At 41.5% G+C, this 25322-nt stretch carries 21 protein-coding genes; 8 read left to right on the forward strand and 13 right to left on the reverse strand.

Annotated features, from left to right (window positions below):
- Positions 1 to 545: 545 nt before the first annotated feature.
- The 6 genes from AC1DPZ_RS00235 to AC1DPZ_RS00260 form a co-directional block, all read right to left on the reverse strand.
- Positions 546 to 2996: a TonB-dependent receptor gene (locus tag AC1DPZ_RS00235; protein WP_477400406.1), complete on the reverse strand. Its 2451-nt coding sequence runs from the start codon at positions 2994 to 2996 to the stop codon at positions 546 to 548.
- Between the two features lie 34 nt (positions 2997 to 3030).
- Positions 3031 to 3375, reverse strand: a complete 345-nt coding sequence (locus AC1DPZ_RS00240; protein WP_477400408.1) for a hypothetical protein — start codon at positions 3373 to 3375, stop codon at positions 3031 to 3033.
- 84 nt (positions 3376 to 3459) lie between these two features.
- A complete protein-coding gene (locus tag AC1DPZ_RS00245) occupies positions 3460 to 3816 on the reverse strand; it encodes a hypothetical protein (RefSeq protein WP_477400409.1) in 357 nt (118 codons plus the stop codon).
- 121 nt (positions 3817 to 3937) lie between these two features.
- Positions 3938 to 4393, reverse strand: coding sequence for a hypothetical protein (locus AC1DPZ_RS00250; protein ID WP_477400410.1), 456 nt, complete (start codon positions 4391 to 4393; stop codon positions 3938 to 3940).
- Positions 4390 to 4983, reverse strand: coding sequence for an RNA polymerase sigma factor (locus AC1DPZ_RS00255; RefSeq protein ID WP_477400412.1), 594 nt, complete (start codon positions 4981 to 4983; stop codon positions 4390 to 4392). The genes AC1DPZ_RS00250 and AC1DPZ_RS00255 overlap by 4 nt, the downstream gene beginning before the upstream one ends.
- 319 nt (positions 4984 to 5302) lie before the next feature.
- On the reverse strand, positions 5303 to 5902 hold the full coding sequence (locus tag AC1DPZ_RS00260) for a hypothetical protein (protein WP_477400413.1): 600 nt from the start codon (positions 5900 to 5902) through the stop codon (positions 5303 to 5305).
- A 361-nt stretch (positions 5903 to 6263) separates the two neighbouring features.
- Here AC1DPZ_RS00260 and AC1DPZ_RS00265 point away from each other — a divergent pair, with 361 nt between their 5' ends.
- From AC1DPZ_RS00265 to AC1DPZ_RS00275, 3 genes are all read left to right on the forward strand, one after another.
- The gene (locus AC1DPZ_RS00265) at positions 6264 to 6524 is read left to right on the forward strand and encodes a hypothetical protein (protein ID WP_477400415.1); all 261 of its coding nucleotides are present in this window, start codon (positions 6264 to 6266) and stop codon (positions 6522 to 6524) included.
- 49 nt (positions 6525 to 6573) lie between these two features.
- Positions 6574 to 7407 carry a hypothetical protein gene (locus tag AC1DPZ_RS00270; RefSeq protein ID WP_477400416.1) on the forward strand — a complete coding sequence of 278 codons (834 nt, stop codon included), beginning with the start codon at positions 6574 to 6576 and terminating at the stop codon, positions 7405 to 7407.
- A 1123-nt stretch (positions 7408 to 8530) separates the two neighbouring features.
- Entirely contained in the window at positions 8531 to 11206 is a 2676-nt protein-coding gene (locus AC1DPZ_RS00275; protein WP_477400417.1) for a DUF7133 domain-containing protein, read from the forward strand.
- Positions 11207 to 11387: 181 nt separating this feature from the next.
- Here the strand turns inward: AC1DPZ_RS00275 and prfH are convergent, their stop codons facing one another.
- From prfH to AC1DPZ_RS00295, 4 genes are all read right to left on the reverse strand, one after another.
- A complete protein-coding gene (gene prfH, locus AC1DPZ_RS00280; protein ID WP_477400418.1) occupies positions 11388 to 11996 on the reverse strand; it encodes a peptide chain release factor H in 609 nt (202 codons plus the stop codon).
- Between the two features lie 11 nt (positions 11997 to 12007).
- The gene (locus tag AC1DPZ_RS00285; RefSeq protein ID WP_477400419.1) at positions 12008 to 13408 is read right to left on the reverse strand and encodes an RtcB family protein; all 1401 of its coding nucleotides are present in this window, start codon (positions 13406 to 13408) and stop codon (positions 12008 to 12010) included.
- A 5-nt stretch (positions 13409 to 13413) separates the two neighbouring features.
- On the reverse strand, positions 13414 to 14007 hold the full coding sequence (locus AC1DPZ_RS00290; protein ID WP_477400420.1) for a hypothetical protein: 594 nt from the start codon (positions 14005 to 14007) through the stop codon (positions 13414 to 13416).
- A gap of 422 nt (positions 14008 to 14429) precedes the next feature.
- Positions 14430 to 15194 (reverse strand): DUF6348 family protein, encoded by a 765-nt coding sequence (locus AC1DPZ_RS00295; RefSeq protein ID WP_477400421.1) that lies wholly within the window; start codon positions 15192 to 15194, stop codon positions 14430 to 14432.
- Between the two features lie 262 nt (positions 15195 to 15456).
- On the opposite strand from AC1DPZ_RS00295, the gene AC1DPZ_RS00300 reads away from it, so the two are divergent.
- The 3 genes from AC1DPZ_RS00300 to AC1DPZ_RS00310 all read left to right on the forward strand — a co-directional run bounded on the left by AC1DPZ_RS00300 (position 15457) and on the right by AC1DPZ_RS00310 (position 19993).
- Complete coding sequence (locus AC1DPZ_RS00300) at positions 15457 to 16572, forward strand: acyltransferase family protein (RefSeq protein ID WP_477400422.1); 1116 nt, start codon at positions 15457 to 15459, stop codon at positions 16570 to 16572.
- A 3-nt stretch (positions 16573 to 16575) separates the two neighbouring features.
- Positions 16576 to 17052: a DUF2059 domain-containing protein gene (locus tag AC1DPZ_RS00305; protein ID WP_477400423.1), complete on the forward strand. Its 477-nt coding sequence runs from the start codon at positions 16576 to 16578 to the stop codon at positions 17050 to 17052.
- Between the two features lie 79 nt (positions 17053 to 17131).
- Positions 17132 to 19993 carry a M16 family metallopeptidase gene (locus AC1DPZ_RS00310; protein WP_477400424.1) on the forward strand — a complete coding sequence of 954 codons (2862 nt, stop codon included), beginning with the start codon at positions 17132 to 17134 and terminating at the stop codon, positions 19991 to 19993.
- Positions 19994 to 20079: 86 nt separating this feature from the next.
- Here the strand turns inward: AC1DPZ_RS00310 and AC1DPZ_RS00315 are convergent, their stop codons facing one another.
- The 3 genes from AC1DPZ_RS00315 to AC1DPZ_RS00325 form a co-directional block, all read right to left on the reverse strand.
- A complete protein-coding gene (locus AC1DPZ_RS00315) occupies positions 20080 to 22512 on the reverse strand; it encodes a TonB-dependent receptor (protein ID WP_477400425.1) in 2433 nt (810 codons plus the stop codon).
- A 63-nt stretch (positions 22513 to 22575) separates the two neighbouring features.
- Positions 22576 to 23124: an AraC family transcriptional regulator gene (locus AC1DPZ_RS00320; protein ID WP_477400427.1), complete on the reverse strand. Its 549-nt coding sequence runs from the start codon at positions 23122 to 23124 to the stop codon at positions 22576 to 22578.
- Positions 23087 to 23428: an AraC family ligand binding domain-containing protein gene (locus AC1DPZ_RS00325; protein ID WP_477400428.1), complete on the reverse strand. Its 342-nt coding sequence runs from the start codon at positions 23426 to 23428 to the stop codon at positions 23087 to 23089. The genes AC1DPZ_RS00320 and AC1DPZ_RS00325 overlap by 38 nt, the downstream gene beginning before the upstream one ends.
- An 87-nt stretch (positions 23429 to 23515) precedes the next feature.
- Between AC1DPZ_RS00325 and AC1DPZ_RS00330 the strand changes: the two genes are divergently transcribed.
- Positions 23516 to 24457, forward strand: a complete 942-nt coding sequence (locus tag AC1DPZ_RS00330; protein ID WP_477400430.1) for an NADP-dependent oxidoreductase — start codon at positions 23516 to 23518, stop codon at positions 24455 to 24457.
- A 104-nt stretch (positions 24458 to 24561) separates the two neighbouring features.
- Positions 24562 to 25185 carry a nicotinamide riboside transporter PnuC gene (gene pnuC / locus AC1DPZ_RS00335; RefSeq protein ID WP_477400431.1) on the forward strand — a complete coding sequence of 208 codons (624 nt, stop codon included), beginning with the start codon at positions 24562 to 24564 and terminating at the stop codon, positions 25183 to 25185.
- Positions 25186 to 25322 lie beyond the last annotated feature (137 nt).

Below are 25322 nucleotides of genomic sequence, written 5' to 3' on the forward strand. Positions count from 1 at the left end.
ACAACACTCTGTTAATCAGCTATTTGAATTTTTTTTAGGTGTTCTAATCCCTTTTGGGGATTTGTCTCAAATACTCTTTAAATTTTCGGGGATTAAATCTTTATCATTTTCATCATCATCTATTATTATTTCTACTATAAGCTAGGCGATTAAATCTAATAATTCAGCTTTGTTGTTATCAAACTTTGATGTTTCTTTTTTTACGATTCTTTTTGGCTGGTCTTTTTTTTCATTTTAATAATATTAGTTAAAGGCTAATATACCAACCGAAGAGCACAGTAATTGTATTGAATAGTTGGAGATTCGGGGAACCTAAGACCACTGCATTCTGAAAATTAGGTCAAACCATTCTGTTTAAAATTGACCGTGTTAAGTATCTCCCCATCAGTTTGCCATGAAATTACCTTTATATTTTGTTATTGATCAAAAAGTACGGAATCTGATGATCTATCAACGCGGAGTCTCCTTTCATGTGAGGGACAGCAGATATAATTTCGCTGCCCTCTTGCATTTCTTCAAACTATGAGAACATAAAGCTTGACAAATTAATTTTTCACCCGGTCGCTTTCTTCACCTGCACCTGTTTGATTATGTTTACGCTGATCCTTTACTGATTTTCCAAAGCGCATGCTTAAAGTAAGTAATGCGGCGCGTGAATCTTTCAGCGTTCGAAAGCTGGCATTTGTTTGATATAAATTGTTTATGGCTCCCTGGTTAATATTGGTAAATAAAAGATCGTTGATACTCAGTTTTAACGTAGTACGTGGCGACAGTGTCTTAGAGGCGGCTATATTGAGGCGGCCTTTAGCAGCCAAAGTAAACTGTGCATCGGTCTGTTTACTTTGATACTTACCATCGGTTTGTAAAGTCCATCCCTTTTTAAGCTTAAACTGCAATACTGCCTGCCCCGAGAAACTGGTGTTACGGCTGTTTAAAGTGCCGGTATAAAAAGCGCTGGCTTGTCGTATCTGCCATACGTCCCCGCTTAACTCCAAACTGAACCAGCTGGCCGGATCGAAACTTGCATCTGCATTCAAATCATATAATTTTGTGCTACTAATATTTCCCGGACGACTAAAATAATAGCCGTTTCGAATTTCTATGGTTTCTGTTGACCTGTCGCGGATGTCAGTATAGGTCATAGTTACCGAAATTCTATCTTTATAAATGTAACCCAACTCAAAGTTTCCCGAATAAGAGGGTAGCAAATAAGGGTTTCCGGTATAGAAGGTATATTTATCCAGCGGAGAAATAAAGGGATTCAAGTCCTGATAGTAAGGCCGCTCAATACGGCGTCCATAAGTCATTTTTAGCTGATGATCGCCCAGCGTATCCAATTTATACAGGAGATAAATGGTAGGGAACAAGCCTGTATAGTTCCGGTTAAAAGCAGAGTCAGGCTTTTGAGCGTTGCCTAACTGATGACCGCGCGAATCCGTGTTCTCCAGTCGGAGACCCGCCTGTACGCTTAGCCTTTTAAAATCTTTATTTAAATTAATATAACCAGCGTTGATGGCTTCCCTGTATAAAAAATGATTGGTCTTGTCATTGTCCGTTAAGGCAATTCCGTTTACGATGTTGAAATAATTGGCCTGGTTATCGGTGTTGGTATAGCTGCTTTTTACACCTGATTCCAGCTTCCAGCCATCGGATAATGGATGGCTGTAGTCCGCCTTGGCCGAATAGATATGAATGGCAGCAGGAAGGTTGCCATTGAGCTGGTCTATAGATACCGAACCCGCTGTTGCCTGGCTTTGGTTTAAAAATGTTTGGTTATTGCCCGTCGCAAAAGCGAGGTAATCCAGGTTCGCCGTTATTTCCGGACCATCTTTTTTAAAGGTATGCTTGTAATTTAGATTAGCGCTGCCATTTTTGAACTTACCAAGTTCTTTATTTTTTGATACGATGGATGAATCGGCCTGGCCGGCAGCATTCAATAACTGCCCTTTGCTATTATTAAACTCATCAGGGGAACGAATGATGCCGTTGAATAGCACGCCAATAGTTGTATTTTCAGATGAATGAAGGTCCATACCCAGCTTCGCGTTATAGCCGCTGCTTTTAGTGCGGATGTAAGAATTCTGGGTGAACRCGCCCGATGGTTGCCCCGCATTATAAAAGTAGCTGCGGTCAATGTCTATATCGTTAAAGCCATTACTAAATGTGTAGGCGAAAGTGCCGAATACATTTACTTTATCCTTCCGGTAATTAAAATCCATGCTGTTATTCGTCGCTGTATACCGGCTCTGACGCAAACCAAGGCTCACACCCAGGTTAAATCCCTTCACTTTCGTTTTTTTAGTTTTGATATTGATGATACCGGCGGTACCGGCTGCGTCGTACTTGGCGGGCGGATTGGTCATCAGTTCGATTTGAGATAAGGTTGATGAGGGCATAGAGCGCAGGTAGTTTTCCAGGTCGCTACCGGAAAGATAGGTCGGTTTATCATCTACATAGATTGCCACGCCGGATTTGCCATGAAAACTGATCTGGCCGGCCTGGTCAATGGTAACGCCAGGCGACTTTTCCAGTACCTCCAGCGCAGTGGTACCTGCATTGCTGATCAGCGCATCCACATTAACAACCGCACGATCGATCTTTTGCTCCAGGAATGCTTTTTTTGATGTTACTACCACCTCCTTTAAAGTGTTAGCAGCCGTTTGCATAGTGATGGTTTTTAAATCCATCAATTGGTGTTGCACGTCAACCGCTATTCCCTCGCTTTTATATGGCAATTTACCAATGGAAGAAATCAGGATACGATATAGGCCGGCATCACTTACACTAAAATTAAAAACCCCGTCCTCAGCAGCCAGTTCATACTTTACGGTCACAGAATCTTTTAACCGCATGAGGGATACGGTGGCGCCGTAAACGGGTTGCCGGTTTTTATCTGCAACTTTTCCTGATATTTTGCCGCTGATTGTTTGGGCAAATAGAAAATCCGGGGCAAAGCAAAGCCCTATGGCCAAGAATGCCATGATTAATAATTTCATAAAAGTGTTTTAATTAATAGAGGATTGGATTGAATTAATATTGAATAAGAATATCACTGATGCCCCGGCACATCTTTTTAATATGAGCTGTCGCGATAGCAGAATTAACTCGCGTATCTGCCGTAATAGTTAAATCCCCATCTGAGATTTTAATATGGTAATTGGTATTTTCGTTTCTGAGTATGGCGGTGCAACTATCCATATACCTTGTTACTTCAGGCGTCGATCCCGAGTAAAAGGAAGCTTTAAACGTATAACCGGATTTTGCGTCTTTGATGGAAAGAAGCGTTTCGCCCTTGCGTTTATTTTGAAGAAAAAATGCAAAACAAAAGCATATCAATAACAGGGCGGTTATAATTGTCGGGATAAATTTCTTCATTTTTTGATTTGTTAATGTTTCCAAAGCAGGCATAGCATTCCCATACCCTTCAGAGTTTTCATTTTTTGAACAGAACGAGTGTTATTATTTATTCAGTCTACTGGCCAGGAGGAAATGACCAAGGAAGCCTATCGATAAACAAAATGCGATGACCATAAGTGCATAGATATCTGAAAGATGGTAACAGCCGATTATGCCAAGCCCGGCAGCAATACCGCAAAGTGCGCAAAACCACTTGAGGCTATTCCTGACCTCATTTTTACCTGTTGTCATCAACTGTGAAACTACGGTTTCCGGAGTGCCCATCTCTACCATCTTCTTCTTAAGACCATTATCCAGGATAAGCCTGATCATCGTAAGGATGAAACTGGTAACCATAAAGATCATCAGCAGGATAACGATATTGCGAACAAACTCCTCGAAAGTAGCTCTGTCGCTCATTAAGCTGGTATTACTCTCTGCGTGTGCAACGAAAGCACCCGGGAGTAATAGAAGGGTTATAAATATCTTTTTCATTGTTTTTTTGATTTGCTTTTATACCTGATGAGACCGTTTACCTGAATTATAGTTGCAATGTTTTTGCATTTAAAAGTGTATGTATTTGCTTTTGATGGTTTTTAGCCATTTCAAGGGCCTGGAAAATTAAGATAACAACTGCTGCGGTAACTGCCGAAACAAGCAGCACCATTGGCGTGCTCCTGATAACCGCGTCCATGATTGGCCAGAAAAATATTGCTGAAAAGAAAATCAACAAAACAGAAAAACCTGATACCATGATGGCAGCCCAGGGAAATGCACGTTTCGGCTCCGGTAATTGTTCCAAGACCAGGCTAGTAAGGTCAAAATCAAACCGGGGTTTTGCCTGGTCTTGAATGCCGTTAAAAAGCCACCGGTAGTTGGCGATATTTGCCTGGCAGTTTTCGCAATCCTGCACATGTATTTTCAATTGATCATTGATGTTTTCCGGTTCAGCTATATAAAGCTGTATCTCCGCGTCGGTAAGATGTGCTGTTATCATAACTCGTTTCTTTTGTATTTTAATAAGAGGTTTTCTTTCAGCGTTTTTCTTGCCCTGAAAATGTAGTTTTTGACCGTGCCTTCCGGTAGAGAAGTAATCTCAGCGATCTCTGCATAGCTTAGTTCTTCCTGATGATACAAGGAAATAAGGGTTTTGTAAAGTGGTTTAAGCTGTTCGATCTCCGTCTGAAGCATGGCCGCCAGTTMCTTATTAAACAGGAGGTCTTCAGTGTCATTTTTTAAATCTTTATTAAAATGATCAATTGGAAACTCACTGTCTTCTCCAAAGTTATCCATAAGCACCAGCTTCTTTTTCTCCAGGTAATGGAGGCAGGTATTATAAGCGATCTGACCGATCCAGGTAGATAACTTGGATTGAAACTTAAAGCTACTAAGATTTTTGAAGGCCTTCAGGTAAACGTCCTGGGCAATGTCTTTACGGTCGCCAGGACTGCTGATCATTTTGAAGGTCATTTGCGCAACCAGTCCCTCCGTCTTTTTAACGATCAAGCCAAAAGCATAGCGGTCGCCATTTAATACAGCTGTTACCAGGCGTCGGTCGGGTAAATTCTCATCCTTTTGCTTGCTCACTGTTGATTAGACCGGCTAGCGCACTTTATGTTGCAAATTATTTTCGGAACACAGCGTTCGGTAATTACACACCAACTGCTTATTTGAACTACTATAGATAAGCACTATAATCTACATTTGAAAATTTCAAGTACTTGAAATCTTGTTTTCAATCGGCTCAACAGCCTCTAAAAACTCCATTAAGTGTTCAAAGAATCTCCCTTCTGGGCTACGAAGCCGCTTTACGAAAGTAGAGCGGCTTTTTGCTTTATGATAATAACAAAAAAATCAACAAAATAACTATTATCTCTATTTGCGCCTCTATATTAGTTGTATACAATTACTTTATCAATATTTTATACCCGGTGATTTCCTGGATTTCATTATTACTGTAATTTCTTAATTTTAAAATAGGGCTTCTTGATTTTAGAAAAAGCCTGATGGCTTCATGCGGGTAAGCATGATACTCGACGATATTGCCAAAATTTCCTTTGTGTCGTTTCCTGAGTTCTTGCGCAGCCTTCCAATATTCTTTTTCAGTAAATCCTTTCGATTGTAGGGAATATGCAATATTAATCCCATTACTCCTGAGTTCAATAGGATATTCACTTGTTATAATTGCGTCACTAACACAGTAAGGATACTCTTTTGATGCGTTTACTATTTTTAATCTTTTTAACAAGTTAGCTAATTGCTTTTTTAATGTATCAACTCTAAATTCTTTGCTAAATTTTTTATTTACTAATACTTTACCCCTCAATGAGCACTGCCAAAGTCCTTCAATTCCTGTTTTCTCAATATATCCCATATCACCTAACTGACTCAAAATTTCTAAAGCTGCTGTTTTATCTACGTTAAAAATTCTCAACGCTTTTTGATCTGAAATAAATTTATTTTCTGTTTTCTTCAGTAACTCTCGTGTTTTCAGTTGATCAATCATATATTTGGAGTGATGACTGCAATTGAGATCATTTCGGGGGTTCTCCTCAATATCTTCTCAAGCTATCTTTATCAAAAGTTAGCTCAATTTCTAAAAAAAATCTGACATTTATAAAAAATAGGACTCGAGCCCTTTTTATTTTTTTCAACCACAATTGCTTCATATTTAATTAATTGCGTCTTTGGTGACAATATTATCGAGAATTTTATTCTTGATAATTGTATCCCCCATATAAACGACATGTTTTAAATGTATTGATTAATAAGCTTTTATGTTTTTACTTTATATTATATAGAGTAAAAATGTTGTATTAATTATCCACTGATATTATTTAATAATTTGTATATCAATAACTTAGAATATGAATTGGTTAGATTTTAGCATGTTTTTATTTGAAAAAATTAAGGAAACAATAGATTGTGGCCAATATATTAAAGAAGTAAGTATTGATTATGAATTGGGTGAGAGTTTTGGAAATGAATATATCAGGGTGAACTATAACGTTACAGCGAATAATTTTTTTTATGATTTACCTTTTAGTATGCAACAAACCATGTTCAACGGGGAAACGACATTATATTGTCCAGTTATCAACGCATTCAGAATTAAGGCGGGGAGGTGAAAAAAGAAAATTATTCAGGATAACTGAATTTAAACATATTTACGAGAGCTTGGGAACATATGCAATCTTACAACTGGAGGATGCTTTAAGTCCAGAAATTTCTATTAAAGTAAAAGGGATAGATTTTTGGCCAGAGGGAAACTATGCGGAACTATATCTGAATAAAGCTTTATACGTAAGATATAGAAATGATACCGGTTCTTTTGAGCACGATATTTTAAAATGGGACGCCTTACATAAATTGGCGATTGACAGTAAGAAAATATTCGCTGGAGAACGGGCTTATTTTAGTGTCACTGATTTAAAAATAAATGACAAGTTCGGCTTTGCAATTGATGACATAAGATCTTTGATACTTCGTTTTGAAGTTCCGATAAAAATCAAGGGGATCAGAACAATCGATAAAATTCATATCCATACATTATACTTTGTTGAAGCTCTCAAAAAAGATATTAAAGGCGAATACTTTTATAAAGATAAAATCCTGTATCAAAACCTTATTACTTACTTATATAACCATCACCTCGGCTCTGAAAAATCAAAAATTATAAACTCACAAAAACAAAAATTTTTAAGAGATTTCATAATTCAAAAGGGAGATATACTACAATTGAAGAACGGCCGAATCGTTGCGGCAGATTCAATAGAAATCGACTCCCAAAATATAGTAATAATAGAGTATTTAATTCTAAAGGTTAATTTACAGACTAGTGAACGAAAGCGAAAAATACCTTGTGATAATATAGAGTATGTTTTAAAAAAAGATGATTTTTTGGAATATAAAAATTACAGCACATACAAACGTATTTCGTTATTGTATAAATGGATGTCAAAAAGAAAAAAGAAAATTGGTTTTATAACATTTGAATCGGACTTGCTATAGAAACTATGTGAGAGATTATTCTTTCTATTATAGATATATCAACTATTAGGCTTATCTAACTAAACGCCTCAAATCACCTATAAAAGAGTTCGAGATTTTTCCCCTACGGGCTACCAGAGGGGAAAGGTTATCAAAAGATAACTTTTCCCCTTTTTTTATGCTCTTTAATAGCCTGTTAATCTGCAAGATAGGAGAAATCGGTTGGCTCAAATGAGGGGTTCGATGCTCTCTTCCGTCAAAACATAGATTTTTAGGATACATCGAACCGATCAATTTGCGTTTTTCCATTATACTTGCTGATTTATAATGTAATTGAATATCGGCTATCCTGATCCCATTAACAATTTTAGGTATTTCCGGCATCGGCCCTGCATTAGTGGGGCATGAGGGTTCAACGCTGGTGCTATTTAAAGGGTTGCGGTTATTGATTTACAAAAATAATCGCAAATGATTTTAAATTATAGTAATTATGGAAACGAATGCAATTGATGAGCAGAAAATGTTAGCCGGATTGATCCGGCGCTTGTCCAGGCGATAGGCCTTTCAATCGTTATTAAAGAAATATGCGCCGGGGTTGTATTACTTCCTTAGTCGTTTAGGCCTGGATCATAAAAACGCGGATGAACAAGTACGGGAAATATTGGTTAGGTTTTGGAGAAAGCTTAATGGCTTAAAAGAAACAGACAGACTTGATGTGGCATTATACCATATAGCTGTTGAAACTGCCTGCCTTTTTTAACGCAACTTAGCGAAGCTTCTTTGGAGGTTTTAACCGCGGAACAAAAAATAGTGTTTGCGTTAAAACAGTTGCGAGAATTTGATCTTCATGAAATAACAACTATGATGGCTTCACCTGTTAAACAGGTAAGGGGAAACTTTAAAATAGCATTGGATCACACTATCGAAATCCCCGCCCTGGCATCGACGGATTCTTTAAACTAAGGGTTAAAAGTGACTTGGGCAACTAAGTTGTTTTTTTTGCGAACTGACCCGATGGGGGGCATATTGTCAAAAAGTAGGGGATTAAATGATAAAGATTGAAATAAATGCAATTATCAATAAATGAAACCCATAAATTTAGCCGTTTGATAGTGTAATAATTATCCATAAACTCAAACCACTTATGCTAAAATTTTCCTTCACGCTGTTTTTTGTTATAGTCTTTTTAGGTATGTTCAGGTACCTTACAGGTGTTTTCTTTCAAGAAAGTCAACCTCAAACCACACCTTCTTTGATAATTCAAAGGCAAGCCTCAGGTACTGCACACAAAGATTCTTTGCGTTGGCCGGATGGATTAACGGTTACCACATTTGCAGGCCCCGAGCTTACGCCAAGCCCCGCCTGCATTGCGACAGCGCCAACAGGTGAAGTATTTGTTGGTGTTGATATGATGGGTTCGTTAGGCAAAACTCCTGGAAAAGGAAAAATTATCAGACTTGTAGACAGTGATAATGACGCTAAAATAGACAAGCATACAGAATTTGCAGAAGTTGATGATCCCCGCGGTATCCTCGTTATGGGCGACCAGGTTTATGTAATGCACACCGTATTCTCTAAAGAAACGGGTAAGGCAAGTGGAATGAACCTGGAAGTTTTTATAGACAAAGACCAGAACGGCATTGCTGACGGACCTCCAAAACCCCTTATTGAGCATATAAGCAATGCGCACATGCTGGCTGAAAGAGGGACAGACCATGCTACTAATGGAATACGTATGGGCATTGACGGCTGGATATATATTGCTGTTGGTGACTTTGGATTTCATGATGCTGTTGACCGCAGCGGCAAAAAACTAACCATGCTGGGTGGTGGTATAGTTAGAGTACGCCCGGATGGAACTGAGATGGAGATTTACACGCATGGAACCAGGAACATTTACGACGTTGCCATTGACCCCTACATGAACATTTTCACAAGGGACAATACCAATGATGGCGGTGGATGGAACATACGTTTTTCTCACCACATACAATCGGGCGAATATGGGTACCCCCTGTTGTTTCAGCACTTTACGGATGAGATTTTACCGGCCCTTGTAGATTTAGGGGGAGGATCGGGCACAGGCTCTTTGTTTATGGACGAGCCCACCTGGCCGGAAAAATATAACCGCGTACCAATGACAGCCGACTGGGGAAGAAGCGAACTTTATATTAACCGCATAAAACCGGATGGCGCCAGCTTTCAGCAAAAAGAAGAAGAGTTTATTCAATTGCCGCAAATTACAGATCTTGATGTAGATGGGTCTGGAAGACTTTACCTCTCGGCATGGGATGGCGCTGGTTACTCTGGCGACCCCGCTAAAGGCTATGTTGTGAGGGCTGTGCCCAAAAACTGGACGTATAAAGCATTCCCCGATCTTAATGCTGCTTCATCAGGCGATCTGGCAAACTTACTTAAATCAGCAAGCGCTGTAACCAGGTTAAGCGCGTCTCAGAAACTCATTACCCGGCCTGTTGAAGAGAGCAGCAAACTGTCGCTTGCAATTGCAAATGATGCAAGCCTGCCCTTATATGCCCGGGTAGCGGGTATTTACACCTATGCCCAGGCGGCCCGTGAAAACGGGATACCAGCGCTGGTACAGCTTTCTAAAAACGAAGAGTTAAAGGAATTTGCCTTAAGGGCGCTGGCCGACAGAAAGTCTGGCCTCCAAAACGTACCCATCGAGCCGTTTTTAGCCGGCTTAAGGGATCCTTCTGCACGGGTTCAGGCCGCAGCTATTGTAGGCCTGGGCCGCCTCGGCAAAATAGCTGCAGCGCCGCAATTATTAGCAACCCACGTTCCGGCTACCTTTGCGGCGCCGGGCAAAAATGAGGAAGGCCCTCATGCCAAACCTAATTCTGCAATTATACCGGCACACCTGGCGGTAAAAGCCCTCGTAAGTATGAATGCTGTTAGTGATTGCGTTAACGCAATCGGAACCGGGAATTCTACCCTTGCACTATGGGCTTTAAGATATATGTATGATACTAAAGCTGTTGATGGTTTAATCGAGGCCTATTCAAAAGTTAAGGATGAAAAAATAAAAAAGCAAATACTGGTAACGCTATCCCGGCTTTACAAAAAAGAAGACGCTTACGATGCTTCATGGTGGTGGGGCACGAGGCCCGATTCGCACGGACCGATTTATAAAGGCGTTACGTGGGAAGGCTCGTCGCGAATTGAGAAGTTTTTAAAAACCGAATGGGCAAAACCAGCTCCCAACAGGAAACAACTTTTTGCCGATTTAAATGCCCGCCATCAAATGGGCATCACGATATTTGGCGGTGAAGAGAAAAGTGTTGCCACGAAAGAAGTTAAGATAGACCTGGCAAAGATCAGGAACAGGAAAGGGCAAATAGGAAAAACTTCCATCGAGGATGTGATGCTGATGATTGCAAAAATAAAGGGAGACCCCTTAAAGGGAAAAGTTCTTTTTGCACGCCAGGGCTGCATAGCCTGCCATAACCTTACCAGGAGTGAAAAACCCAAAGGGCCGTTTATGGGGCAAATTGGTTCCATCATGACACGGCAGCAAATTGCAGAGTCGGTTCTTAAACCTAATGCATCAATTTCTCAAGGCTTCGCCACCGTCATGATATCCGCAAAAGGGAACAAAAGTTATATGGGATTTATTACTGCGGAATCGGCCCAAAAAATAGTGATGCGAAACATTATCGGTGAAGTTTTTACGATTAAAGCTGCTGACGTAATTAGCCGCAAAGAATTAAAAACATCCATGATGCCTACCGGTCTTGCCAATGCGTTATCATACGATGAGTTTGCATCCCTTATCACTTTTCTTTCGCAACAAAAAAATTAAGTACGATGAGCAAGCCTTGCCTTAATGAACAAAATTAATAGACCTTGGTTCGATTAAGCGATATTAGGTTGCGTTTTTCACGCCAATCCTTCACGTAATTTTTAGCCACAAAAAGCCCGGATGAAAATAAACATCCGGGCTTTGCAAAGCGTTCACCGGTAAGCGGGTAAACCCGGCATCATCAAAACAAATCTCCCTTTATTGTCTTAACAGGATTCCCCCGCTCCAGCGCGTTGTGTTCCTGCCATTGGCTTTGTTGTTGATCCATCAATTGTTCGGTTTGCCAAACCAGTATTTTGGCTTCAAGCCTGGCCAAGCAAAGTTTCTTGTTTTCCAGCTGTGAGCGGGTATCCATAGCCATTACCTGTAATCCCGATGGCAGGTGTGTTCCCCGAACAGCAGTTTCTACCTTGTTTACGTTTTGCCCACCCGGACCGGACGAGCGGCAGGTTTCCAGCTTAACATCTTTCGGGTTCCATTGCATCAGTTCCTTCACATCAAAAGCAGCAACGCCCACAAACCAGTTTTTACGCTTGTGGTATTTACGATACGGGCTTTGTGCTATCCATTGTACGGTTCCAGACCATTCTTTTACGAAGGCATCCAGGCCATCGCCGATGACCATCATGGTGGCTGATAGTAACGTACCGTTTAACTCAGCGGATTTATTTTCCAGCACCTGCAGTTCAATCCTTTGTTGTATAGCCTGTTTTATCATCAAGCTTTGTACACAGGCTACAACCCGGCAGCATTCTGCCGGGCCTTTGCCTGAGGTGATTTGTATCATCATCTTTTTCATCGCTATTCCTTATTCATTCTAACAATACGTGGAAAAAACTTGCCCTGGATCTCAATCAGGTCGCCTTGCGCAGCTATCACGGTTTCGATATCCTTATAGGCTAAAGGATTCTCTTCAACTGTGCCGCCAATTAAGGTAACGCCTGCGTTAGCCAGCAGCTTTTTCATAGCCGATACCGTCATGCTGTCCTTTGCCTTTTGCCGGCTCATGGCCCGGCCTGCGCCATGTGATGCGGAATATAATGCATCGCCCAAGCCTTTGCCCGATACCAGGTAAGCAGGCGTGGTCATGCTGCCGGGGATGATACCCAGCTCGCCTTTGTGTGCGGGTGTTGCACCTTTACGATGCACGATTACTTCCCTGCCATCAGCAAGCTGATCCTTCCATGCAAAATTGTGATGGTTCTCTACCACGTTCAAGGCATTTAAGCCCAACGCTTTTAACAGGTTGGCATGAATGCGCTGGTGGCAGGCTTTGGCATAATCGCCGGCAAGTGTCATGGCGAGCCAATACTCTTGCCCTGCTTCGCTGTTCATATCCAGCCAGGCCAGTTGTTGCGCATGGCGGGGCAGTTTACAGGTGTTCATGGCTATCTGGGTGTAATGCCTTGCTATGGCCGAACCCAAACCCCTGCTACCCGAATGCGTTAATAAAGCCGTGTGCTTTTTTGCAGGTAACCCCAAAGTATTATCAGCTAACAATTCTATCTCGCCAAACTCCACAAAGTGGTTGCCACCGCCCGATGTACCCAATTGCCTTACCGCTTTACTGCGCAGGGGCTTTAAAAAGGATAGCTCATTAAATACTGGGCTATCCAGCACCCTGTGTTCCTGCCTTACATCCAGGCCGCCTTCCATACCGAAGTGGGTATGATTTTTTAAAGCCTGTTTAACCTGGTATTCAAACCGTCTCAGGAAACCATCGCTTTCGTCAATAATGGAAAGCGCCATACGGCAACCAATATCCATGCCTACCGCGTATGGGATCACCGCGTTATCGGTAGCCAGCACACCGCCAATTGGTAAGCCAAAGCCCATATGCGCATCGGGCATTAAAGCGCCCTGTACGCTTACAGGCAAGAGGTTGGCCAGCTCCATTTGCTTTTTTGCAGATGATTCGATACCCTTGCCGCCATACGTTTTACAGTATACCGGCTCGTTTCTCAACTCAAAACTTTTAAACAATGGGCCTTCAACTTTACCAATAACCTTTTCGGCTATTTTACTTGTTAGTTCATCATCCAGGAATGCTTCCGGATCATTCTTAATATTCACCAGCAGATCAAGTAATTGTTGCTTGCTGTGGTGCTTGAAATTTTTAGAGGCTATGCCAATAACCAGGCTTCGCAGCTGATCGTTATGATAACCTATTTTACTTAAATCTTTTGTTCTTAAATTGCCCATGTGGGTTATGTTTCTAATTCCAGGTAAGCTTCTTTTGGACTGTACCTGGGTATGTTTTTAATTTTGTTAATGTATTTGGCTGGCTCGGAATAACCCCCTCTCCAGCGGTGAAGCCGTCCATGAGTGATATAGTCCATGCGCGGCGTTAAAAAATTGGTATTAATTCGGTTCTTTACCCGCGCCAGTTCTCTTTCTATATCAATATCCAGCAGTTTTTTATGCGTTATTATATCAGGTACAACTTTTAATATATAGCGCCATGGTTCGGTAAACACATATTTTACATCTACCCTCCTGGTTTTAATGTCAAAGGTTTCAACGCAGGTAAAGCAGGCTTTTTCCTCTTCGGTTAAATTCATCCTGTTAACTTGCCAGTTATAAGGGTAAAACTCGCGCAGCAATTGTTGTCTCATTTCGTAACCAATGCATTTTTTACGCCGCTTCTTCCGTTTAAACGATTTATCGTAATGGTATTCTACCGTGTTTATCTTGGCCAGCAATGTTTCATAAAACGCTGCCCTTTGGCTGTGTTTTAAATTATCGCGAAGCACAAAAAACCGTTTCCAGCCACGCTGATAGGGATGTTCAAGCGGTACCATTGGCAAAAGTGACTGTTGATAACGAAGTTCTTTTCGCCGTTTATAAAGTTGTATTAATTGTTTATCACGATCGGTTTTTACGAGCCTCCTTTTTTGCCGCGCCGATTTGATACGGCACGGCCATTCATGTGTGTTCATCACAATCCATTTGTTTTTTTTTGAATTTGATTTTTGATCTCCGTTCGTCCTTGAATAAGGATATAGCCTTTTTTTAGAGCGCTCAGGAAAAAACCTATGAAATTGAGGCAGGCAAAATAATGTACAGGGTTACCAAAGCAACCGTTTAATTATTCAATAAAAAATACAGTGTTTGCCTGCCTGTTTAGGCAATGAGCGAAAGGGGCGATATGTAGCGTAGCTCTGTCATGATTCCTTGATATTTAAAAGGTTAACAAATCAGGAATTGATGCAAATATAGAAAATTATATTAATTCATCATATGCGTCACATCGTCCAAACATAATAAATTGCTTTAGGCCATGAAATTCGCCCGGTATTTTCCAGCTCTTTGCATAATTGAAAATTTGGTTTGAGGCGGTTTCCCAGGTTGAATTATTAAAAAGACATTCCCCAATAATTTCCCCGTCCGCTCTTTTGGAGATATAGATCTTCAGCCAATTTATTTTATTGGAAGTTAACTGACCCGGAATTTTGTCTTTCAATAGCTCAAAAAAAGGTTCGCCTTGTGGATATTCGTTCCATTGTCCCTGAACATTTAAAGGTCCCAGTTTTGGGTGCCATAATACTTCTCTGCCGTTGGCAATTGCCATAAAATCAAAATCAGGATTGTGACTATCCGAAAGACTGTCAATTATTGTTACAAATGTTGAATTGATATAATTGTCTAAAGCAGAGTTCACCTGGTCTTCGAGTGAATAACCCGCTCCTGCAACATTCTCTATTATTCCATTGGGGAAATATTTTGGATGTGATGCAGAAACCATTAAATGCATTATACTTGGATGATTGTCGGGATTTTCTACCACCATCAAACCTATGTCTAATTCGTCATTTACAATAAGAGCCAGATATTGACTGTGCCTTTTAACCTGATAACCCATTTCAATAAGTCTGGTCTCAAGAGTAGTCAGCATATACCAATTTTTGTTAACCCGAGGGGCCTCGTTTTGCGGTACCGACTGGTTAACGCCGATCGCTTTCTTCTTAAAAAAGTCCAATATACCCATATTATGATTCGTTGCTTTTTATAATTATATATATCCAAAACTGTTGCGCAACAGGTGAAACAGTAAAAAATCACATCTATCTAACAATCAGAAAATTACGAATTGCCATAAAAATACAAAACGCAACAGAAGGCGATGGCCTTTTTATCCGCAGGAAAAGTTACCATGAGCGACACAGGCAATAGCGAATGTAATATTAGTGAATCATAGCGATGGGTTTAAAAACTCATCGCTATATTTATAAAATAACAATCGCAGACGAATGAGTGCTACCATTACTACCGAAAAGCCCGTAAGGCTTCTCTCTTTAGACGTCTTTCGCGGCGCAACAATAGCTGCCATGATCTTAGTTAATGACCCCGGCGATTGGGGCCATATCTATGCACCGCTAGAGCACTCCAAATGGAACGGCTGCACGCCTACCGACCTGGTATTCCCTTTTTTCCTTTTTATGGTTGGAGTGTCAGTGGTTTACGCCATGGAGAGCAAAAAGGCCGTTATGCCCCATGGCAAGTTAATATTAACCGCGCTGCGTCGTACTGCTATACTGATAGCCATTCCCTGGATCACCCAATTGATCTTTCATCCCGATGGTGGCATAGCTCACCTGCGCTTACCGGGCGTATTGCCGCGCATTGCCCTGGTTTATTTTATCTGCACCACCCTATATTTAAAAACATCACAAAAAACCCGCGACTGGATTTTTGCCGGCGCGCTTTTCGGTTACTTTATCATCATGACTTTTATCCCGGTACCGGGAGTAGGCTATGCTAACCTGGAGCCAGAAACCAATATGGGCGCCTGGATAGACCGGATGGTATTTACTACCAATCACCTCTGGCGCGAATCGCATACCTGGGACCCCGAAGGTTTGCTGGGAACCTTACCCGCCGTGGCTACAGGCCTGTTCGGCATACGTGTAGGTTCGTGGTTAAAACGTAAAGACCGCGACGAGAATGTAAAAGTAAGCTGGATGTTTACTTACGGTGTAATAGCAGTTATTACAGGCTTAATATGGGATCTGTTTTTCCCCATCAACAAAGCACTCTGGACAAGCTCCTTTGTGCTTTATACTGGTGGCCTGGCCACCATTGCGCTGGCCCTTAACTACTGGCTAATTGATGTGCAGGGGCATAAAAAATTCACCTACCCTTTTGTGGTTTTTGGCACAAATGCTATTTCCGCTTACGTGTTATCCGGCTTTATCCCGCATTATATGGGGATGATAAAAATCGGGGGATCGTCAATTTATCAAACCTTTTTTGCTCCATATTTCTCTCCCATAAACGCTTCATTGGCCAGCGCCATATTTACGGTTATTATATTATGGCTGGTGATGTGGATATTGTATATTAGAAAAATATTTATCAAAATATAGTATATGAAATTTAAACTGACCCTAATCACCTTAACCGGGGCACTATTATTTAGTATTACAGGAGTAAAAGCGCAAACTACCACCTTTACACCATCGCACCTCAAAGCAGCAGAACGGATGCTTATTGCATCAGGAATAGAGACCAACCTGCAAAAAATGTTCGGCACGCTTATAGAGACTCAAGCCCAGCGATTACCCATTGATAAAAGGACCGCATTCAAAAATGCGATGAATAAATTCATCAATAAGTATGTAACCTTTGATGATGTAAAAAAAGCATTTATCCCAATTTATGCCGAGGAGTACTCCGAGGCTGAACTTAACCAGATAGCAGATTTCCTTTCTTCACCTGCAGGTATAAAAATGACCGAAAAGCAAGCTATAATGTTTCAAAAAGGCGGAGCCTGGGGTCAAAAGATATTTACAGATCACCAGGCGGAGCTTGAACAAATGATGAAGGATGAAATGGCAAAAAAATAAAAACGGCCTTGTTAGCCAATAATTTGTAACTAATAGTTTCGTTTAGCATCTTAGCATAAAATATTCCCTAATTAATATCATGAATTTAAACAAACAGTTTTCTGTTGCAGCTTTAACTTTGCTTATAGCCACAGGAAGCGCCTTTGCACAAGTAAAAAAAAGGCCGGCCCCATCGCCAAAAAGCAAACCCGTTCCAGCACAACTGCTTGTAAAAGGCGATGTATTACCTATTGATAAACAGGTTATCATTGGCAAATTGCCAAACGGATTAACCTATTACATCAGGGAAAATGTTGAACCCAAAAACAAAGCCGAACTTTACCTGGTAAATAAAGTAGGATCGGTTTTAGAAACCGACGACCAGCAGGGCCTTGCGCATTTTACCGAGCATATGGCTTTTAATGGCACCCGCGATTTTCCTAAAAACCAAATGGTTGATTACCTGCAAAAATCGGGTGTGAAATTTGGCGCCGATTTAAATGCCTATACCTCATTTAACGAAACGGTTTACCAGTTACCCATACCAACCGATACCGCAGCGATTTTTAACAATGGCTTCAAAATACTGGCCAACTGGGCCGGCTACGTGAGCTTTGACCCTACCGAGATAGATAAAGAGCGTGGTGTTGTTTTAGAGGAAGAACGCTTACGCGGAAAAAACGCACAGGAACGCTTACAACAGCAGGTACTGCCGGTACTGCTCAATAACTCGCGTTATGCTTTACGCCTGCCAATAGGTAAGGAAGCTATCCTTAAAAATTTTAAGCCCGAAACCATCAAGAGCTTTTACCATGACTGGTATCGCCCGGATCTGCAGGCGGTAATTGCCGTTGGCGATTTTGATCCTAAACAGGTAGAGGCGCTGATAAAACAGAATTTTTCGGGATTGCAAAATCCAGCTGCCGAAAAACCACGTGTAAAATATACCGTACCTGCCACACCAGGTACCGCTGTTAAAATAGCTACAGATAAGGAGTTCCCTTACACTCTTGCCCAAATTGTTGTAAAACATCCGGGCACAACTATTAAAAACACTAACGACTATATGCAGAGTGTTAGGGTACAGCTGTTTAACCAAATGCTAAATTCGCGCTTAGGCGAATTGCTGCAAAAACCCAATCCGCCGTTTTTATTTGGCCGGTCGAGCTATGGTGGCTTTTTAGGCGAACAGGATGCATTTACCTCCATCGCGGTAGCAAAACCAGGTGAGCTGGAAGGTGCAATTAAAGCTGTAGTTGCCGAAACTGAGAGAGCCCGTAAATTTGGTTTTACACTTACCGAACTGGAGCGCGCCAAGCAGGACGCTCTTGTGCAAATGGGCAATGCCTATAAAGAAAGGGATAAAACAAGATCGGTAAATTTTGTACGCGAATACCAGCAGCACTTTTTAGAGGGCGAAGCTATACCGGGTATTGACTACGAATACAATTTTTATGTAAATAACATTGGTAAAATAACCTTATCCGAAATGAATGCCCTGGCCGGCAAATTYATTGGCGATCAAAACAGGGTGGTAATTGTTGAAGGCCCCGAAAAGGATAAAGCCGCTTTACCGTCCGAAAGCACTTTACTGCAATGGATAAGCAGCGCGGGCCAAAACGTTACGGCTTATGTTGATAATGTATCATCAGACCCATTATTAAGCAAATTACCCGAAGGCACCAAGGTTACTTCAGCAGTTGCAGATTCTGCAATTGGTACCACAACCCTCACTTTTGGTAATGGCCTTAAGGTGGTATTGAAACCAACAGAGTACAAAAACGATCAGATCCTGATAAACGGCTATGCCTTTGGCGGGTCATCACTGGCAAATGATGATGATTTTACATCGGCCAATTTGGCGTCATCTATCATAAGCAGCAGCGGTGTTGCACAGTTTAACCAGGGTATGCTTGATAAAAAGCTTGCCGGCAAAAATGTAAGCATTAACCCTTACATCAGCGAGTTTGCCCAGGGAATAACGGGCCGTACATCTCCCGCCGATTTTGAAACCGCCTTGCAACTCATCTACCTGTATTTTACGCAGCCACGTAAGGATAACGATATCTGGCAATCAACAATCTCCCAAACTAAATCGGTGCTGGCCAATAGGGGGCTTGATCCACCGAGTGTATTCCAGGATACTATATCGGCCGTTTTAAGCAACTATAATTTTAGAGGAATGGTAACCAAAGCCGAAAGATTAAATACTGCTTCGCTTGATAAGGCATACGCTTTTTACAAAAGCAGGTTTGCCGACGCCAGCAACTTTACTTTTACATTGGTAGGTAATTTTGATATAGAAACAGTAAAACCTTACCTGGAGCATTATTTAGGAGGCCTGCCATCAACCAATAGCAAAGAAACTTATAGGAACCTTAAAATTCAGCCGCCGGCAGGAGAGATCACCAAAATAGTAAATAAAGGTGTGGCCGAAAAAAGCAGTGTTCAATTGGTTTTCAGCGGAGATTATGAATATAACGAAGCTAATAACCTCCAGATGGATGCGCTTGAAGAGGTGCTGAATATTAAACTGATTGAGCGTTTACGCGAACAGGAAAGCGGAGTTTACGCACCCGGTGTAAGGGCTGGTTATCATAAAATTCCAAGCGGCAGATATACCATCACCGTTTATTTTGGATGCGCGCCCGAGAATGTGGACAAAATGATAGCATCTACATTGGATGAAATAGCCAAGCTCAAATTAAACGGCGCCCAGCCAACAGATATTCAGAAATTTGTTGCTGAGGAAGCCCGTACAACCCGCGAACAAATGAAGGAAAATATTTTTTGGGCAGGATACCTGGCTTCATCACTACAAAATGGTGAAAACCCCGATGAGATCCTGAAACATGTAGGTAATCTTGAACAGATAACCGTTCAAAGCACCAGGGAAAGCGCCAACAAATACCTTAGTGGTAAAAACCTTATTAAATTAATACTGATGCCGGAGAAAAAATAATTCCCCGCGTGATACTTAAAAACGCCCTGCCGGATAATCCTGGCAGGGCGTTTTTTTGCTTGAAGACAAGTATTTATATTGGTTGATTAACCATTCCCTACCCTGTCCTTTTCATCTGTAGCACTACCGTCTGATGATCGTTTAGCCGCTTTGTACGATTTCCCAAACCGGTAAGTAAAGGCAAGTGTAAATACCCGGGTATCCCTGGTAAGCTTAAAATATTCGGTGGCATTAGGAAACTGGGTTAATCCCTCCATCGCATTGGTATAAAAAATATCCCTGGCGCTAAATTTTAAGGTTGCTTTCTTTTTCAGCAGGGGCCGCGATATACCAACCGAAAGCTGCCCGGTTGGGTACAGTAGCTCCTGCACATCGTTACGGGCTTTGGTGGTATAAAAGCCGGAGATCTCGGCAATATAAGTTTTGGCTATCGTAAACTGGCTATTGATATTAAGGTTAAGCTGGTTGATCTGGCTGGTATATGTATTGCCATTAAACCCTTTTAATTGCTTATGGTTATACAGGGCTTGCAGAGTGAAGTTCCACCAGCTAAATGGCGATGCCGACAGCGTTGACGACAGGCCCAAATTATAGGTGCTGCCCACATTGCCTTCTGTATACAAAAGTATCCCCTCCGCTGCATCATTAAGGAACAGCTGCGAAAAGTAATTTTTGATGTTACTATAGGATACGCTGGTAGTAAGCAGGTTTTTATACTGATGGCTTAGCTCCAGGTTCCAGCTGTATTGTGGCAAAAGGTATGGGTTGCCGGTTTGATAGGTGTATTTATTTATAATAAAGTAAAAAGGGTTCAGATTTTGAAATATGGGCCTGTCTATTCGTCGGCCTGCTGTAAGGGTAAAGCTATTGGATGAATCTGCCTGGTAGCTCAGGTAACCGCTTGGGAAAAAGCCRCCATAATTACGGGAGAAAGCCGAATCTTTTTGAATGGCATTACCCAGCTGATTGGCTTTGTAGCTTGTATACTCATACCTGAGGCCTGCCTGCGCAGTTAGTTTCGAATATTTTTTTTCAAAAGTGCTGTATACGGCATTAATGTTTTCCTTATATAAAAAGTGGTTGCTTTTGCTGTAATCCTCGGCCCAGTATGCGCCATCAAAATTTTCATAAAATGCCGTATTATTTGTATTGCTGTAGGATGATTTATAGCCTGCCTGGAAGGTGCCGCTCTTTTCAGATTTAAGGGAGTAATCAACCTTGCCCGATACTATATTAATAGTGGTTGGAATATCTCCGCGCGACAGATCTTCGTACCCGCCGGGCRCCAGCAGCCTGTTATTAAAATTCTGCCCGCTTTGAATATTGTAATGCAGCAGGTCGGCATTTACTTCCAGATCCTGTGATGAAGATATGGTATGCCTTGCATTTAAATTGATGGAACCATTTTTAAACCGGCTATTGCTTTTATTGGTAGTGGCAATGGCCGAATCTACCCTATCGGCAACACCTAACCAGGTAGCGGTAGCCCTGTTATTGCCATGCCTGTTAACAAGCGTGCCACCCAATACAATACCTAATGTAGTTTTAGGGTTAAGGTAGTAATCGAGCCCGGTTTTAATGGTGTTGTTAAAAGATGTGCCCGAAAAATAAGAGGGCTGATCCAGCTTTGCTGTTACTGTGTTATTGGCGTTATAATATTTTCTTAAGGCATAAATATTGGTAAGGTATTCAACAAAATTCATGTTGTAATTAAAAAAAGTATTGATCTTGCCTGTGCGGTAGTTCAATACCAGGCTATTACTGTTTTTGGGATAAACGCCCTGCCCTACAGATGTGGTGAAAGAGCCGTTAAAACCCTTTTGCTTATTTTTTTTAGTTTTTATGTTGATGATACCCGCATTACCACTTGCGTCGTATTTAGCTGTAGGATTAGTAATCAGCTCTATCTGGAATACCTGTGCCGAGTTCATGCTGCTCAGCAAATTGTTCAGGTCGGTGCCTGAAAGGTAGGTGGGTTTATCGTCAATCATCACCAGTACACCGGTTTTCCCTTTCAATGCAATACCTCCGTTCCTGTCGACAGTTACTCCCGGCGATTTTTCCAAAACCTCCAGCACTGTAGAGCCAACGCTTGTAACCGATGATTCAACATTCAATACAACTTTACCCTCTTTTTGCTGTACAAACGGTGTATTGGCAACAACATTTACCTCCTGTAATGCTGTATTTGATAACTGTAGTTTTATAGTATCCGTATGTACATTAACCGGAAAATGATAAGCATGGGTATTTTGAGGCTTGTAGCCGGTGTAGGTAACCGAAAATGTATACGTCCCCGCCTTAATATTTAAGAATCTGGCAGCTCCCCCCATATCGCTCATGGCGGCTTTTACAGGTTTGCCGCCTTCCAGTAATTTTACAGCGGCCCCTTCTGTTGGTTGTGCCCTTTCGTTTAAAACTATAATTGTAAAGCCATGATTATCGTTATTTGCCGATTGACTGTAAACGCCCGAACAAACAAATAACAACGTAAGGAGGCAGCACGTTTTTAATATCATATCAGCTGATGTAATCAGAAATTTGTATTAAGACGCTTACTGCATGTAACTGTTACACAGGCACTATAATGTGCGGGCCAGCTGTACCGATTTACGATATTCCTTAGGGCTGTTACCCTTTTGCTTCCGGAAAAACTTATTAAAATGGCTTTCGTCGGTAAAGCCAAACTCGCCGGCAATTTCATTAAGGCGCTTATCGCTGAATTGCAGGCGGTGCTCTATTAGTTTGGTTTTATAGTTGGTAATGTATTGCTGCAGCGTTTCGCTGGCATGCTTTTTAAAATACCGCCCCATATAGGCCTCCGAAATACTGAAGTTACTGCTGATCACCCCTGCTTTCAGTTTTTCGGGATAATAGATATTGCTTTGAATGTATTGCAAAATATCCATCGCCTTTTCTTCGGTACCCATATTCACCTGTTCGGGAAGGTAGCGGGCAATATTACGGGCAACAACTATAATCAGTGTGTTTACTAATTGTTGTATCAGTTCCTTATTATAAATATCCTTATTCTCGTACTCGCCAATGATGGCCTCCACCATCGGGCCAACCAAACGTTTATCCGGTTGATTTTTAAGGATACAGCCCGGCTGGTGATTGGCATTGTGCAATATATACTCCAGCCGTTGAACGTTCTCTGTTAATATGCCATTGTCTTTTTAAATAGATATCGTTAAAGCGCAAAAAGAAAAGTTTGGTAGTGGTTTCAACATCGAGTGAATGGCAATCCTCTGGTGTTATCAGGAACATGTGCCCGGCGCGATAACTGAAACTATTTTTATTGATGCACTGTTTACCAGTACCAGAGATAATATAGATCAATTCAAAAAAGCGATGCTGATGTGCAAGCTTGGGGCATGCATCTATTGTTTTGTAAGCAATAGAAAAAGGTTCATATAAATTTTCCTTTATCATAGTACGAAAATACCAAATTACAGAAATATTATACCAATTTAATTTCATTTTACGGTATAACTTTGACCTATCAAATTAAAAAAGATAATGAAAGCAATAATTTTAAAAGATTTTGGTGGCGTTGAAAATTTGAAAACCACAAACATACCCATCCCGTCAATTCAGGCTGATGAGGTACTGATCCAGTTAAAATCTATCAGCATTAACCCGGTTGACGTAAAAACCCGTTCGGGCAAAGGTGTGGCCGGATTAATAAAAGATGAGATGCCTGCCATTTTAGGCTGGGATATTTCGGGCGTTATTACCGAAGTTGGCGCCAGCGTGGCCAATTTTAAACCCGGGGATGAAGTGTTTGCCATGTTAGCCTTTCCTAAATTAGGCAAAGCCTATGCCGAATACGTAACAGCGAAAGCTGATGAATTGGCGTTAAAGCCGGCAAATATCAGTCATGATGAGGCTGCAGCTGCCACCCTTGCCGCACTCACCGCCTGGCAGGCATTAACAACACATGGCAGTATAAAAGCCGGCAGCAGGGTATTAATCCACGCTGCAGCAGGCGGGGTAGGCCATTATGCCGTGCAAATGGCAAAACACCTTGGCGCATACGTCATAGGTACTTCGTCCCTTGTCAACAGAGATTTTGTTTTATCCTTAGGGGCCGATGAGCACATCGATTACAAGGCGCAGCCATTTGAAAACGCGGTAAAGAACATCGATTTTGTATTAGATGCCATCGGAGGCGAATATATTGACCGCTCATTAACTATAATCAAAAAAGGCGGTACCATCATAAGTATCCCATCCGGCTTAAACGAAGGTGTAACCGAAAAAGCCCGGGCGGTTGGTGCTAATGGCTATACAATGAGGGTACAACCGGGGGATAAGGACATGCAGGTTATTGCCGGCTTCTTAGAAAAAGGCATTGTCAAATCACATGTATCAAAAACCTTCCCTTTTGATCAAATGGCAAACGCGCATTTGCACCTGGAAAACGGAAGGACTGTAGGGAAGGTTACGCTGACATTGTAAGCCCGCAAACCTGACAATTGATGGTGAGGGGGCAAACACAATAAAATAAGCAGGCATTGCAGAATGGAGGCAAATAAATTTTTCCTTTTATACATTTGATGTAAATGGATCCCATCTCAATAGGCCGCCACATTATCCAGGAAATTAAACAAACCGGTTACCTGGAGTGGTTGGGGGCACTAACGGGCATTGCCTGCGTTTACCTGGCCGCCAAACAAAACATCTGGAACTGGCTAATGGGCATCATAAGTGTAACTGCCTATATGGTAGTTTTTTATGAAAGCGCATTATTTGGCGATGCGGGCCTGCAGATTTATTTCCTGGGGACAGGCATATACGGCTGGTACTACTGGCTCCGCAAAAAAGAACGAAAGGAAAAGCCGGTTACCAGCCTTAATACCAAAGAGTATGTGTGCACTATACTGGCCACCCTGATCTTATCGGGGCTGTTAGGCTTATTTCTGCAAAAATATACATCTTCAAAAGTGCCTTACATTGATGGGTTTTGTACAGCGGTAAGCTTTATGGCCCAGTTGCTGATGACCAGGAAGATATTGCAAAACTGGGCGCTTTGGATATTTGTTGATATTTGCTATGTGCCGCTGTACATTTACAAAAGCCTGTATGTAACCGCCATATTGTATATTATTTTCCTGGTTTTAGCCATCATGGGTTACATTGCCTGGTATAAGGAGTATAAGGTTTTGAAACCCGCAGGGAAAGTATAGTATCTACTCAAAAACCATTTCCTCATTAACCCAGCCATCCAGTTCCTGGGGGTTATGGCTTACAATGAGCGTTGTGGCGCCCAGTTCCTGCAAAATTATTTTTAATCCGGCTACCAGTTCTGTTTTCATTTTAGGGT

It is taken from the genome of Mucilaginibacter sp. P4_G9 (genome assembly GCF_056400985.1).

Bases quoted from the DNA above. Each gene is read 5' to 3' on its own strand.
- prfH (WP_477400418.1), bottom strand. From the start codon at position 11,996: ATGATGATACAAATCACCTCAGGCAAAGGCCCGGCAGAATGCTGCCGG.
- AC1DPZ_RS00290 (WP_477400420.1), bottom strand. From the start codon at position 14,007: ATGGTACCGCTTGAACATCCCTATCAGCGTGGCTGGAAACGGTTTTTT.
- AC1DPZ_RS00330 (WP_477400430.1), top strand. From the start codon at position 23,516: ATGAAAGCAATAATTTTAAAAGATTTTGGTGGCGTTGAAAATTTGAAA.
- AC1DPZ_RS00240 (WP_477400408.1), bottom strand. From the start codon at position 3,375: ATGAAGAAATTTATCCCGACAATTATAACCGCCCTGTTATTGATATGC.
- AC1DPZ_RS00325 (WP_477400428.1), bottom strand. From the start codon at position 23,428: ATGATAAAGGAAAATTTATATGAACCTTTTTCTATTGCTTACAAAACA.
- AC1DPZ_RS00305 (WP_477400423.1), top strand. From the start codon at position 16,576: ATGAAATTTAAACTGACCCTAATCACCTTAACCGGGGCACTATTATTT.
- AC1DPZ_RS00275 (WP_477400417.1), top strand. From the start codon at position 8,531: ATGCTAAAATTTTCCTTCACGCTGTTTTTTGTTATAGTCTTTTTAGGT.
- AC1DPZ_RS00265 (WP_477400415.1), top strand. From the start codon at position 6,264: ATGAATTGGTTAGATTTTAGCATGTTTTTATTTGAAAAAATTAAGGAA.
- pnuC (WP_477400431.1), top strand. From the start codon at position 24,562: ATGGATCCCATCTCAATAGGCCGCCACATTATCCAGGAAATTAAACAA.
- AC1DPZ_RS00300 (WP_477400422.1), top strand. From the start codon at position 15,457: ATGAGTGCTACCATTACTACCGAAAAGCCCGTAAGGCTTCTCTCTTTA.
- AC1DPZ_RS00285 (WP_477400419.1), bottom strand. From the start codon at position 13,408: ATGGGCAATTTAAGAACAAAAGATTTAAGTAAAATAGGTTATCATAAC.
- AC1DPZ_RS00295 (WP_477400421.1), bottom strand. From the start codon at position 15,194: ATGGGTATATTGGACTTTTTTAAGAAGAAAGCGATCGGCGTTAACCAG.
- AC1DPZ_RS00250 (WP_477400410.1), bottom strand. From the start codon at position 4,393: ATGATAACAGCACATCTTACCGACGCGGAGATACAGCTTTATATAGCT.
- AC1DPZ_RS00245 (WP_477400409.1), bottom strand. From the start codon at position 3,816: ATGAGCGACAGAGCTACTTTCGAGGAGTTTGTTCGCAATATCGTTATC.
- AC1DPZ_RS00260 (WP_477400413.1), bottom strand. From the start codon at position 5,902: ATGATTGATCAACTGAAAACACGAGAGTTACTGAAGAAAACAGAAAAT.